Source organism: Trichocoleus sp. DQ-A3, from assembly GCF_039961975.1.
In the GTDB taxonomy this organism is placed as follows: domain Bacteria; phylum Cyanobacteriota; class Cyanobacteriia; order Cyanobacteriales; family FACHB-T130; genus FACHB-T130.
Map to the genome: position 1 here is coordinate 297779 of NZ_JAMPKC010000002.1, position 12641 is coordinate 310419.

The 12641-nt window shown below is 45.7% G+C and carries 11 protein-coding genes and 1 tRNA gene; 4 read left to right on the plus strand and 8 right to left on the minus strand.

What is annotated here, in order from left to right; translation table 11 throughout:
* Positions 1-20: 20 nt before the first annotated feature.
* The 4 genes from NDI44_RS04595 to NDI44_RS04610 all read left to right on the plus strand — a co-directional run bounded on the left by NDI44_RS04595 (position 21) and on the right by NDI44_RS04610 (position 5296).
* The gene (locus tag NDI44_RS04595; RefSeq protein ID WP_190412546.1) at positions 21-737 is read left to right on the plus strand and encodes a hypothetical protein; all 717 of its coding nucleotides are present in this window, start codon (positions 21-23) and stop codon (positions 735-737) included.
* 118 nt (positions 738-855) lie between these two features.
* Positions 856-1296, plus strand: a complete 441-nt coding sequence (locus NDI44_RS04600) for a hypothetical protein (RefSeq protein WP_190412547.1) — start codon at positions 856-858, stop codon at positions 1294-1296.
* 129 nt (positions 1297-1425) lie between these two features.
* Positions 1426-4254 carry a TIGR02921 family PEP-CTERM protein gene (locus tag NDI44_RS04605; protein WP_190412548.1) on the plus strand — a complete coding sequence of 943 codons (2829 nt, stop codon included), beginning with the start codon at positions 1426-1428 and terminating at the stop codon, positions 4252-4254.
* Positions 4255-4432: 178 nt separating this feature from the next.
* The gene (locus tag NDI44_RS04610) at positions 4433-5296 is read left to right on the plus strand and encodes an alpha/beta hydrolase (protein WP_190412549.1); all 864 of its coding nucleotides are present in this window, start codon (positions 4433-4435) and stop codon (positions 5294-5296) included.
* A gap of 267 nt (positions 5297-5563) precedes the next feature.
* On the opposite strand, the gene NDI44_RS04615 is transcribed toward NDI44_RS04610, so the two are convergent.
* The 8 genes from NDI44_RS04615 to NDI44_RS04650 all read right to left on the minus strand — a co-directional run bounded on the left by NDI44_RS04615 (position 5564) and on the right by NDI44_RS04650 (position 12623).
* A complete protein-coding gene (locus NDI44_RS04615; RefSeq protein WP_190412550.1) occupies positions 5564-6478 on the minus strand; it encodes a branched-chain amino acid transaminase in 915 nt (304 codons plus the stop codon).
* Positions 6479-6731: 253 nt separating this feature from the next.
* A complete protein-coding gene (locus tag NDI44_RS04620; protein WP_190412551.1) occupies positions 6732-8207 on the minus strand; it encodes a DUF697 domain-containing protein in 1476 nt (491 codons plus the stop codon).
* Positions 8208-8298: 91 nt separating this feature from the next.
* Positions 8299-8375, minus strand: a tRNA-Met gene (locus NDI44_RS04625).
* 46 nt (positions 8376-8421) lie between these two features.
* The gene (locus NDI44_RS04630) at positions 8422-9375 is read right to left on the minus strand and encodes an asparaginase (RefSeq protein ID WP_190412552.1); all 954 of its coding nucleotides are present in this window, start codon (positions 9373-9375) and stop codon (positions 8422-8424) included.
* A 133-nt stretch (positions 9376-9508) separates the two neighbouring features.
* Positions 9509-10009, minus strand: a complete 501-nt coding sequence (locus tag NDI44_RS04635) for a CGLD27 family protein (RefSeq protein WP_190412553.1) — start codon at positions 10007-10009, stop codon at positions 9509-9511.
* Between the two features lie 20 nt (positions 10010-10029).
* The gene (gene rsfS / locus NDI44_RS04640) at positions 10030-10491 is read right to left on the minus strand and encodes a ribosome silencing factor (RefSeq protein WP_190412872.1); all 462 of its coding nucleotides are present in this window, start codon (positions 10489-10491) and stop codon (positions 10030-10032) included.
* Between the two features lie 150 nt (positions 10492-10641).
* Positions 10642-11247 carry a bis(5'-nucleosyl)-tetraphosphatase (symmetrical) YqeK gene (gene yqeK / locus NDI44_RS04645; RefSeq protein WP_190412554.1) on the minus strand — a complete coding sequence of 202 codons (606 nt, stop codon included), beginning with the start codon at positions 11245-11247 and terminating at the stop codon, positions 10642-10644.
* Positions 11248-11393: 146 nt separating this feature from the next.
* A complete protein-coding gene (locus NDI44_RS04650; protein ID WP_190412555.1) occupies positions 11394-12623 on the minus strand; it encodes a glycosyltransferase family 4 protein in 1230 nt (409 codons plus the stop codon).
* Between the last annotated feature and the right edge of the window lie 18 nt (positions 12624-12641).

Below are 12641 nucleotides of genomic sequence, written 5' to 3' on the forward strand. Positions count from 1 at the left end.
CATAACAGGAAGCAACTGATATGCAAGCTGACTTAGAAAATTTGCAAATAACAGCAGAGGATCTTGAGAACCTAGTTGATTTAGATACTAGCACTGCCTTAGCAGTTGATATCTATAGAGGGTTGACCCTCAAAAATCCCAAGCAGATTCTATCAGTTCTCCTGACAGAAATATTGATCTTTATCTTGGTCTTAATTTTTGTTATGCCGGTGAGCCTGATTCTAATCCGCAATGCTGGAACTTTACCTGGAAATACAGATGGTGTCATCAGATTATTAACCCTAATTTCTACTATTTCTCTATTGGGGGTTTCGATTTGGAATTTTTGTTTGTGGCAACAAGTTAAACAAGTCAAATCTTTAGCTAGGTTGATAGACAAAGTCGATAAATACAATCGGGTAATTCAAGCGATCGCTCTCATGGACGAACTAGAATCAACAAGTTCCTCCTCTTCTCGTACAAAGATCAGCACTAGAAAAGAAGTCATCCAAGCTTTGAGGATTACTAAAGAAACTTTGAGCAGCGCTTTGCAAGCGGAAAAGCTCATGAGAAAACATCGTAAGTTTTTGAGCAGTCATCATGAATTATTTGCAAATCTTGAAAATAATTTCACTACTTTGATGTCATTTGATATGAGCCATCAGGTTAATGAATATAATCACTTAGTCAATGAGTCTTTACAAATTGGACTCAGCGTACATAAGGAATTGAGAAAGCTAAACAATCAAATTAATTAGTTCCACCGTCGTAGTCCGATACTTACCCTTTTTTGGGCTAGTTTTACAGATTAACTATCGATAATGCCAACATCAGGTTTTCTGTATACTGCAAATCAAATTTTAAGAGCATAAAAACATGAATCTCAAACAACCACAGCAACAAATATTACCTGGTATTTTAGTTTTAATTGTATTGTTGGTTTATTTTTATCCAAAAATAGCAGCAACCGAAAATTATTTTCCACTTTATCCTGGTATAGATACTATCTATCCACCAAAATTTTCTGTACATAAATTCAATTCTATATCCGTAGGTATGTCTAGAAAAGAGGTCTTGGAATTGTTAGGCGAACCTTCATATAAGGGCGAAAATTATTTTTATACTAAAGACACAAACTATGGCATTGATTTAGAACATGATGGGTACAGGGTAGATGATACAAGATGGGGATATGGAATTGATGACGGATGTAGAGGGTGGTGCGATTTTGCCTGGGTTACATACTCTATACTTTTTGACAGTGAAAGCTCAAATGCTAAAGTTGTCCGAACAGGCCGGGAAATAGTTTATAATTAAACAATTTTTTGCCTATTTTTTTGCATTTTAGGGAGCGATCGCGTAGATGAATACAAAAGATAATTCGTTGATTTTTGATTTGATTCTTTTCTAAAAACTTTACCTTTTGTTACTAGAGATAGCTAAATCATGAAAAATTCGCTTCATGCCACATTTCATACTATTTCTTTGGTGCTTCACACCACATTTTATGGCATCTTCTTGATCTGTAATCTTATATTTATCCTGGTTGTCTGTGTTGGGCTATTGCCTGAGATTGCAAGTCACCTGCTTAGTGGTGAATCTCTTAGCCAGGGTGAAAGAGAATTCCTCATCCCCCTTGTAGTTTTAACTGTAATATCGATTATTACGGTGTCGGGATTGTGGCGGTTTCGTAACCAACCTTCACAGATCCTCCGTCTGTTTTATGGCGTGGAAGCACCCCCGATTCTCCTATGCATACTCTTCTTATTTCTCAGGCAGGGATTCCGCATCAGGCTAGCGGAATTAACGCCCGCTAGCGCTTTGATTTTGGGCACGGGGGGCGTTTGTATCGTTGCTTTTTACCTCGAAGTGCTATACGGCTATGCAAAGCGCCATCAAGGACTCGCATGGTTGCAAATGATGGTTCACAGTCTGATGCCGGGTGTCGGTGTATACGTGGGGTTGCTGCTACTATTTTATGCCGCACCCGCAGCTGCCTTTCTCGTGTACCAATTCTTCCAATTTCAGTGGGGATGGATGTTTCGGGATATATGGAATTCTGGAAACTGGTTGTTGCCTGTATACTATATGCTTTTTGGGTTGAGCGTTGTCTTATCCCTGTTCATGCCTTGGATATTGGCAAGCTACTATATTCAATCTGGGCAGCGAATCTTACGCGCTTTTGCGGCTCAGTATGGGCGAAATAGCACTGTTATTGGTTCGGGGGCAGTGGTGACTGTTTGGATGATTCTGTGCCTTTCATTCAATACCCAGCCCCAGATTCAAGCATTTAAACTGTTAGAAAACCCAGCACCATCAGACAGGGAAAAGGTAGCACTCGTAGCCAAGTCGGATTTGATTCGGGATGGACTCCTTAACGCTTATTTTTCTTCTTATCGGTATTTAGGTACTTCAGAAGAAAATGACCATATCCGCCTCATGTATAAGAGCGTCTTTGGCTTTCCAGAATCGGTTTCCCAGTTCTTTCAAGACAGCTACAATCACTTGATGTCGCCGTTTTTATATAACGGTTCCCTAAGAGATATGGAAAAAGCTGGAAAGCTGTACGCCCAGTTTTTTGACAAGCCGATTCAAAAAGCAGAACGACAAGCAATTCAACACGCTTTGCAATCTAGTGGAAATTTGGACGATGCCAAGGCAGGGTTGCTGAATATTAACCAGGAAAAGGTGTGGTTGCGATCGCAACAAGTCACCGTTAAACCACAGGGCGATTGGGCAGATGTGGAACTCTACGAAGTATATGCTAACAAAACCACTGATGTTGAGGAAATTTTCTATTCCTTTTCTTTGCCAGAAAGCGCTGCAATTACAGGAGTTTGGTTGGGCGACAGCGAGAACTTAGCCAAGCGCTTCCCCTTTAAGGTTTCGCCACGCGGTGCCGCTCAGAAAGTTTATACTTCACAGGTAAGGCGCTGGCGTCCCGTCGATCCAGCTTTACTTGAGCAAGTTGGGCCACTTCAATATCGCTTGCGAGCCTTTCCCATTCCTCCCCGTTTATCACCGCAGGAACAAGCAGAGTCAGAAGATCGACCAACCGAAATGCATCTGTGGCTGACCTATAAAGTCATGCGACAAGAGAAGGGGTGGGCGTTACCTCAGCTAGGAGAGAAGCGCAACATTTTTTGGAATCAGGACACCCAGCGTATCCGCAATGGAGAAGTTGTAGCACGGGTTGGTGATGAATGGTTGGAACCATTTTTGCCAGCAGCTGGGCAATACCAGCCAAGTCTACATCAGGTTAAGTTGCCAAATGGCTACCAAATCTCAGCCAAGCCGTTGGCTGCAAAAGATTACTTGATGCCCCAAGGGAAGCGGTTTGCGGTCATTGTCGATGCTTCGCGGAGTATGGCAGCACACACCAAAGAACTGACGGAAACATTGAGCTGGTTGGAACAACACGGCTTTGCTGACAACATCTTCGCGAATAATGATGCTGATTTGTACATCAGTGCGTCCCCTGGTGCAAAAGCACAGCGCATCGATGATATCAGTCGCTTCAATGCCATGAAGATGACATTCTACGGCAGCATACAACCCAAGGAAATGCTGCGGCAGTTTACGCAACTGCGAGGGAATACGCCTTACGACGGCATCTTATTGGTGACGGATGAAAGCGGTTACGAGTTATCAGACAATCGTAAAGATGTGCCAGTAATGCCTGCACCGTTGTGGATGGTGCATCTAGGATCGCTGCCACCTGCTTACGACGATGCAACTCTTAAAGCCATTCAAGACAGTGGTGGCGGTGTGTGTACTAAAATTTCCGAAGTTTTGCAGCGACAGGCAACGAAGGCAGCGTTAGGGTCATCTGTCGTCAGCGTAGTGGATGGCTATGCTTGGGTTCTGGAAAAAGCCCCCAAAAATACTCAAAGTGCTGATGCAACTCAAAACTCTAATACTCAAGGTTTTGAACCTCTAGCGGCGCGGCAAATGGTTTTGGGGTTAAGCAAACATCTGAAGGGAAAGCAAATTGCTCAACTGGATGCCATTCATGCGATCGCTAAAACTTACAAAATTGTCACGCCTTACTCGTCCATGATTGTACTGGTCAATGACGAGCAACGAGAGGCTCTTAAAATTGCGGAAGCTCAGAAAGACCGTTTTAATCGTTCGGTTGAAGATGGAAAAGAGCAGCTGAGGCAACAGAACAATCGTTTTAACGCTAGTGTACCCGAACCGTCTGCGATTATCGGGTTGGTAGCGATCGCCTTGTTCCTGATTCGCACTCGTCAACGCAGCGTCAAACTACCATAGATGCACGTTTCGACTGCGAGAAACAGAAGGCTCAAAGGCTCACTACTATAGCCATTCAAGGGTTGGGTGCGATACATCAGTAAGGGCTTTTTGAATGCCATGCTTCTACAATGACATTCAAAAAGCCGCTACTGAACGTTAGAACCGCAATCTATTCCACCCAACCGAGAAACGCTCTATGCTCTATCGTAATTTCTCAACGCAAGCCGAGCTGGATGCTGAATATAACGTAGAAAAGTCAGTACCAGATTTCACTGTGTACGCAGATTTCTACGTGAAAACAAGCGCTAGCGTACGCTCTGCGTTGTACTGCAAACTCCAGGTTCCCTTTGGTCCCACCCTAGCCGAACATCTGGATATCTTTCCAGCCGCTCAACCGGATGCCCCCATCTTGGTGTTTATTCACGGTGGCTACTGGCGACTGCTCAGCAGCCAGGAATTTAGTTTAGTTGCCAAAGCACCTGTCGAAGCGGGAGTGACAGTAGTTGTTACCAACTATGCTTTGTGTCCTGCCGTAACAATGGATGAAATCGTGCGCCAGAGTCGAGCAGCGGTTGCCTGGATTTACAAAAATGCTTCTAGTTTTGGAGGCGATCGCGATCGAATTTATGTCTCTGGTCACTCGGCTGGCGGTCAACTAACAGCAATGCTGATGGCAACTGACTGGGAAGGAACCTACGGTTTACCCGCCGATATCATTAAAGGAGGCTGCGCGATTAGTGGTTTATTTGACCTGATGCCCTTTCCCTACACCTGGCTGCAACCCGCTTTACAATTAACTTGGGGAGAAGTTCTCCGCAACAGCCCCATCCTGCATATTCCCGACAAAGTTGGATCGCTGATTGTCACCTACGGCGGGGATGAATCCAAAGAATTTCAACGCCAGTCCGATGAGTTTCTAGCAGCCTGGAAAGCAAAAGGTTTACACGGCGAATATCTACCCCAACCTGGTAAAAACCACTTTACTGCCATTGATGGTTTTCTGGATGTTAATAGCGATCTGTGTACTGCTATCCTGCGACAGATGGGCGTTAAGGCGTAGCGCTTATTGAGGGTTGGTTTATGAGCGGATCTCCTCTGCTAACAAAAATGCCCTCTCTGGTGAGAGGGCAGCATTGCTTTTATGATTTGAGGAGTTTCATTGATACAAATAAAAGCGTAAGCCTTGGATGTGACGCGGGAGTGGCAATCAGATATCAATGTTGCGATCGCCTTCGAGTCTCGCCGCTGATGCTGTTCTTGTAACCTGCGAAGGCAGTTTGGTTTGTAGAGACAAGGGTTATCGCGTTTCGCCTTCTGACGGACTTTCTTATTCAAGCGCGATCGCATCTACCCAATCTTGATAATCGGGATCTCGATTTTCTGTAATCGCTATAAGTTTTTCTCGCAGTTTTGTAGTAATCGGTTTGCTCTCTGGTAATTGATAATTTTCAATTTTTTTGACTGGCGCAACCTTGGCAGCCGTCCCGCTCAAGAAAACTTCGTCAGCGATAAAAAGCTCTGATTTATCAACGGGTCTTTCTATCGTTTTAATTCCTAGATTTCTGGCAATTGTTAGGACGCTATCTCTGGTAATTCCTTCTAAAATATCCTGTTCAAATCCAGGGGTAATCAGTTGCCCATTTCTCACTAAAAATATATTCATCCCAGAGGCTTCGCAAATTTTTCCCTGCGAATTCATCATAATTGCCTCATCAAAGCCTGACTCTACCGCCTCAGTTTTCGCTAAGGCAGAAGTAATATATGCGGCGCTGATTTTACCTCTCAGAGGCAAGCTGCGATCTTCTTGTCGATACCAGGAACTAATTCGACAGCTGACTCCTTCCGGAGATAAATAATCTGCTAGTTCAATTCCATAAACTAAAAAATCTTTCTCAACATTATGAAGCCTAGGAGCAATTCCTAACCCCGAAGTATATACGAGAGGGCGGATATAAAAAGACTTATTTGGTTGATTTTTTTTTATAAAATCAACGATAGTTTCTCGAATTTTAGAGGCTGGTATATCGTAGTGTAAATACTTAGCACTATCACTTAACCTTTGGCAATGACGGTCTAATCTAAATAGTAAAATTTGCTTATCATTTTGAGGATCGGGAATCCCTCTTAATCCCCCAATTGCGCCAGTTCCATAGTGCAAAGCTTGGGTAGCAATAGAAACTTTGGCTTCGTTAAAAGGGACAAATTTATTCTGAAAGTAAGCAATGGGTAAAAAATTATTCATAAGCTTAAAGAAGTTTTTCCAGATGTTTTTCGATTTGCCGATTGCGATTCTACACATTCGGCTTCCTGAACTTTCTTTCAAAATTCAAAAGGAATGTGTGTTCCGACTAAATTAGGAAATTCAAGAACGTTAGTGACTATTACTATATAATGATGTCTTGATTTCGAGCTAGTAGAGATTTCGATATGAATAAAACATTTTAATAGTAGGGTGGGCATTGCTCACCCTACTGTTGGGCTAACCTACTACTTGGCTAACAACTAGCAATCTCGTTACCCGCGATCGCAGGCTGGGGTGATTCTGGCACCAGACGCGCCACAGCTTGCTTGACAAATCCTTGCAAGAAAGCAACTCGTTGATTTTGCTGAAACACTTTTTGCAGGGTTTCGCGCAACTGATCCAGATTCAAGGGACGCCCTTCGGATGTCGTAGCGGCTTCCTGCGCTTGGAAATATTCAATCAAGCTCAAACCCGCTAACCGGGTTAGATAGGCAGCGCTGACCCCCTGAACCGCTCCTCCGGCGACAAATGTGATCGCATTGCTCTTGAGAACCCCACCTACGGTTTGAGTCGTTAGCTCGACTAAACCAAGCTTGAGCATCAAGCTACCCATTGTCCCAGCGATCGCTTGCGCTTGTTGAATAGAGAATTTTTGCTGATATAGATTACCGAGATCCATGACTAGCTGACCGTTAATGGCAGCAGTTGCCAGCAAATCCAAGGCAGGTACAGGGTTCGCAAAGGCGGTGGCGGCAGCAATCCACTGATATTGCTCGATAACGGGAAGGGCGCGATCGCGTCTCACTTCATTTAAGGCGGATTTCGCTTCGGCTTTCAGCGCATAAGCTGCCCTCCAAGCCGTTGCCCAAACCAGCTGTTGACTTTCTTGGGCTAAAATTTGGCTTAACCGACTTGCGATCGCACTCATCTCAGGGGCGGGGGTTTCCATCCACTCCCGCACCGAACCATCCGGTTGATGCTGACGTACTTTGATGGCGCTGGGGGAAGCCGCGATCGCTACAACGTCTTCTCCGTTCAGCGTTCCTTGCATTCGTTGCCGCAATTGCTGTAATACCGTGGCGCGTTCTTCAGGTAAATACCAATCTTGCTTGTTAAGCACTAGCACTGCACGCTGTTTAGATGCCGCTAGTTGCTGTAAGGTTTGATATTCCGGATCGGTCAAATCTCCATTGGTAAGAAATAGTACCAAATCTGACCTCTCCCCGATTCGGGAAGGGGGCGGGGAGGTGGGGTCAATTGCAGTAAATAAAGCGGGTGTCTCCTGCAAGCCGAGTTTTTGCGGCTGTTGAGAAACCCAGTTAGACTCTAAAACTTGAATTAAGGTAGATTTACCGACTGACTTTCCGCCAGTGACAGCCAGATGCATCTCCCGGCGATCGATTTCACTCGTAATTTTGGCGAGTTGTTCTCTTAGCGGGGCATTTGCCGGATGGTTTTCTGCCTCTGCCTCTAGCTGGCTAATCGTACCTTCGGTTTGAGCGATCGCTTTTTCTACCGTTTCCCTGTCCATCTGGCTGACATCTGGCAGATGAAGCTCTTTGGCTGTCTGTTTCTGAAATAACCAGAAACCAGCGCCGAGTGCGATCGCGCCAATTACACTAAACTCACCGACTGTCCCCGCTGAGTCATGAAAACTCTGCAACAACCAAAGCGAGAATGATAGACCAATTCCCCCGACTAAAATCGGACGCCGCAAATTCACAGCCATAAATATTTAAATGTAACCGAATCGCTGCTAACCAGCCTACAACAAATCCCTGCAACCTTTTGGGATTGCAGGGATTGTTTACTTTTGTATTTGGTGGCGGGAAGTGGATTTGAACCACTGACCTTCGGGTTATGAGCCCGACGAGCTACCAGGCTGCTCTATCCCGCGTCGTTGCCAACTTATTTACTATAACGCAAATTCAAGAATGTGGCAACTACAACATCGAAAGTTCTCCAACGACATCTAAGCGCTTGAATTTGCTCAAGCTCATAAAGGTTTCCGATAGGGTTTCCGCCACCGTAGGACTAATCCAACCCATTTGCTTGAGTAGATGAATAGCAACGGCACACTTTGCCCGTCCTGCTCCATCTGCCACCTTAATTGCTAGTCCCATCCCTTCGCCAACGCGACCGATACACTGAATCCCTTCAGCACCCCCTTTGCTGATGATTTCACCTTCGGTCAGACGCATGAGTTCTGTATCAAATAAACCTTCTCCTGCCACCATATTTGGGTGATGGGTCATGGCACGGACGATGCGCTCCATATCCAAATTATTCCCAGAGGCAAGCTGACCGTACAAGGTACCCATTTGCCCCAGCTGCATGAAGTAAGTCGGAGCGCCACAATCATCGTGGGCACTGATGAACTCTACAGCGGGCATTCGCAGCAATTCGGCAACTTTGCCTAAAATTAGCTGCTGAACGGGGTGGTTGCGCTGCAAATAGGTATTCAGAGGCCAATGCCTTGCTTGGCAAACGGCAAGCATTCCAGCGTGTTTCCCGGAACAGTTATACTCCAACGGACTCCGTTTGCCTTCTGGAATTGGACACTGAAGTGCTGATGGGTCAACATCCGAGCGCCAAAGAACGTTAAAAGCCTGTCGGACTTGGGCAGTCGTACCTTGGTGGGAGCTACAGATAATGGCTAAGTCTCGATCCGTTAGCTTGTAGCGTTCTAGGGTGCCGGTAGTCGTAATTGCCAACGCCTGGAATGGCTTGAGGGCGGAACGAACAAAAGCAGCGGTTTCCGAACTGCCTGCCACGGATAGGACGCGCCCTCGGTTGTCACAGACGACTGCTTGGGCGCGATGCGTTGATTCAATAATGCCTTCTCGCAGCAACCGAACTTCCAGTTCTGCGGATTGATTTCTTTTTCCCCTTGTCATGGGTAAGACTTTATCACTTTTTGTTAGTTGTTCAGTAGCCTGCGATCGCTTGTTCTGAGGTCTTCGGTAGACTGTGCAGCCTTTCCTTACTATCCACTACCTCTCGCTCAATGACCTAATGCCTAATGGCTCATTACAGAAAATACCAAGTTAGACTACCTGCAAAGAAAAATAAGGCAAGCAAGACAAAGGTTCGCTGTAACCGCTGAAGGATTGGTTGAACTTGGTAAGTGACGATCAAGCGATCGCGTGTCAAAATTTCTTCTGGCTTTGTCCAGCACTGACCGTCATACCAACCGGATTCTTCATAAAACACTTGTTGATTCTCTAGGCGCGATCGCACGTAAGACCAACCCAAGTACAGTCGCACCAGTGCCAACACCACTCCCAAGCTCGCTCCTGCTGCACCCATGAGGATAAACTTGCTCGGATACTTTCCTGGCGCAAAGCTTGCTGCTGCCATTGGACCTGCGACGAACCAGCCGAGACCCCAAATCCAAGCCAGCTTTTTGATGTATCCTCCCAGTTCCAGCGTCACCCAGCGAAAAGACCAAGAATCCTTCAACTCCTGGTACTCATTGAGCGGTTGTTGTTCGGCGGGAACTGGGCAAACTGAAACTGGAGTTTCCATCATGTTTTTACTCTCCCATCGGCTCACGATGCTGAGAAATCGATTTTTTCAGCATGACCCCAGAATGCTTCCAGATTATAGAATTCCCGCTCTGGAGGCAACAAGATGTGAATGATGACATCCCCGTAATCCAACAGTATCCAGCTACCTTCTGCCTTTCCTTCCACGCGCAGAGGCAGGCGTTGCCACTCCGTTTCTACTTTCTGTTCAATGGATTGGGCGATCGCTCTCACCTGGACTCTGGAGAAGCCGGTTGCGATCGCAAAGTAATCCGCCAGATAGGATACCTCTCCTACCTGTAGCAATACGATGTCAGCCGCTTTGCGGTCATCAGCAGCTCTGGCAGCCGTCAAAGCCAGCTCTTTGCTTGCTTTTTGTTTATCTGCATTGACAGCCAGTCGAGCAGAAGCATTCGCGTCGTCTCCGTTGGAGATGAATGCTTCGTTCCCAGTAGAGGAGGACTGTATCTTGAACTGTTCTGACATTAAATCCTGATTTCCTTGTTCAAAAACACCTATAAATTCCTTCAAAGTTGGTTCAACTCACAGCACTGTACTAGAGAGATGCTGAAGTTTCTATTTTAATTTTTGAAGTTTCGAGCCTCAGCTTTTTATGGCTTTTTTTAACTTTTCATTTCATTTATCCTTCATCCTTTCAGCTTCAGGTTGCTGCTTTTTGCTAGCGATTTGAAGTGCCCAATTACGGCTACGGATCGTTCGAGGGTGAATTAAGCAACGAGTTTCGAGGAGATATTTCAGGGAATAATCGCAAGTTAGCCAAACAGCTTTGTAGAGATTTTGCCAAGCAACTTGTCTTAAAGCTTCTAACTCAGGAGTGTTACCTCTGCCTGGTTCCAGAGTATCAGCCAAAAACACGATACAACTCAATTCACTCATTCCTGGTCTGCCTAAGGTGTGATCCTGGATTGCCTGCAAAATTTCTTCATCAAATATTCCAAATTTGTCTCTAGCAACAATTGCACTAACATCTGCGTGCAATAAATGCGGATTTTCTTCATCCACCGGGTCTAATTCCAATCCTTCTTCTCGTGCCATTTGTAACAGCAGCGAAGGCTTAAAGTATTTTGCGAGATCGTGCATCAACCCCGCTGTCCCTGCTTTTTTCTCGTCGAGTTGATAATGCAGCGCTAGCTCAATAGACATCTGCTCGACGCCTAATATATGTTTGATTCGAGCGGCAGGGACACGATCTGCTAACCAGGCTAAGACCTGTTCGCGCATTGGGCGAGGAACTCCATAGGGCTATCGGGACAGAAGCAAAGGGCAAAGCCTAAGGCTTTGGGCGATCGCTAGTTCCCAGGATAATAAACGCTAGGCATCGCGCGATCGCTACTTCAACCCGACAACCATTTTGCTTTCATTCTAGATCAATGAAGCCTAACCTCATCAAACAGCTTCTCATACTGCTCCAAGGCGTGCTTAAAGGAGTAATTTTCGATAGCATATTGTCTGCCTTGCTGACCCAGTCTTTCCCCTTTGTCAGGGTTTTTATATAAGTCTAAAATTGCTGCTGCCAGAGCCTCAGGATTTTCTGGGGGAACGACGACACCGCCGCCGCTATGCTGCACCGCTTTAGCTGCCGTACCACTAGCAGGAACAGAAGCCAAAATTGCCCGACCGCTGGCTAGCAGCACCTGAATTTTAGAAGGCATATTGAAGGAAATCACGTTTTCCTTTTGCATCACCAACCCTACATCCGCCGCTGCCAGTAGTTCCGGTAATTTTTCGCGGGGTTGAAATGGCAGTAGCAAAACGTTTGGCGCATCCACTTTTTGACAATAAAGCTCCAGGTCTTGTAAGGCTTTATCTTCTCCCACAATCACCACAGCAATGTCGGGAATATGTCGCAGGCAAGTCGCCGCATCGATCAGGGTCTTTAAGGGTTGGGTGCGACCAATGTTACCGGAATACAGAACCACAAATTTGCCGTCGAGTTGGTGAACGGCTCGAAAATAATTATTTTCTTTAGGCAAAGGTTGTATAAAGTTAACATCAACCCAGTTAGGAATCAACCTAATTTTACTTTTTGGGACTCCTTTACCAACTAAATTATCAACAAATCCATCAGCAATGACGCTAATCTTCGTAGCTGTTCGGTAAGCAAAATTTTCCAGCTTTTCAAAGATGGCAATCATCCGTTTGTTGGTAAGCAACCCCGTATGAACTGCGGCTTCCGGCAAAATATCCTGGAGGTTCAAGACTACCGGACAGCGGTGCAACCATCCCAGGAGCGCGGCTGGAACGGAAACTGGCAGGGGCGGTACGGTTAACAAAATTACATCTGGTCGCCTGCCTTTGAGGGCATGGACTAAGCTGATCAGGACAAAGCTAGCATCCAATAGAATTCGATCTATCAAACCCGGTTTGGGGCGAATCCAGACATAATTGCGCTGAATGGCTACGCCATTTTCGAGTTCTGTTAGGTACAATTTCCCCTTATATTTCTCGTAGATGCGCCGTTGCGGATAGTTTGGCATGGCAGTGACAACTCGCACTTGATGACCTTGTGCTACCAAACCTTCCGCTAGTTCGGTCATCAAGGGGGCAATGCCGATTGGTTCGGGATGGTAGTTGTAGGAGTAAATCAATATCCGCATGATCTAGGTCTTACCAAA

Bases quoted from the DNA above. Each gene is read 5' to 3' on its own strand.
- NDI44_RS04595 (WP_190412546.1), top strand. From the start codon at position 21: ATGCAAGCTGACTTAGAAAATTTGCAAATAACAGCAGAGGATCTTGAG.
- NDI44_RS04600 (WP_190412547.1), top strand. From the start codon at position 856: ATGAATCTCAAACAACCACAGCAACAAATATTACCTGGTATTTTAGTT.
- NDI44_RS04605 (WP_190412548.1), top strand. From the start codon at position 1,426: ATGAAAAATTCGCTTCATGCCACATTTCATACTATTTCTTTGGTGCTT.
- NDI44_RS04610 (WP_190412549.1), top strand. From the start codon at position 4,433: ATGCTCTATCGTAATTTCTCAACGCAAGCCGAGCTGGATGCTGAATAT.
- NDI44_RS04615 (WP_190412550.1), bottom strand. From the start codon at position 6,478: ATGAATAATTTTTTACCCATTGCTTACTTTCAGAATAAATTTGTCCCT.
- NDI44_RS04620 (WP_190412551.1), bottom strand. From the start codon at position 8,207: ATGGCTGTGAATTTGCGGCGTCCGATTTTAGTCGGGGGAATTGGTCTA.
- NDI44_RS04630 (WP_190412552.1), bottom strand. From the start codon at position 9,375: ATGACAAGGGGAAAAAGAAATCAATCCGCAGAACTGGAAGTTCGGTTG.
- NDI44_RS04635 (WP_190412553.1), bottom strand. From the start codon at position 10,009: ATGATGGAAACTCCAGTTTCAGTTTGCCCAGTTCCCGCCGAACAACAA.
- rsfS (WP_190412872.1), bottom strand. From the start codon at position 10,491: ATGTCAGAACAGTTCAAGATACAGTCCTCCTCTACTGGGAACGAAGCA.
- yqeK (WP_190412554.1), bottom strand. From the start codon at position 11,247: ATGCGCGAACAGGTCTTAGCCTGGTTAGCAGATCGTGTCCCTGCCGCT.
- NDI44_RS04650 (WP_190412555.1), bottom strand. From the start codon at position 12,623: ATGCGGATATTGATTTACTCCTACAACTACCATCCCGAACCAATCGGC.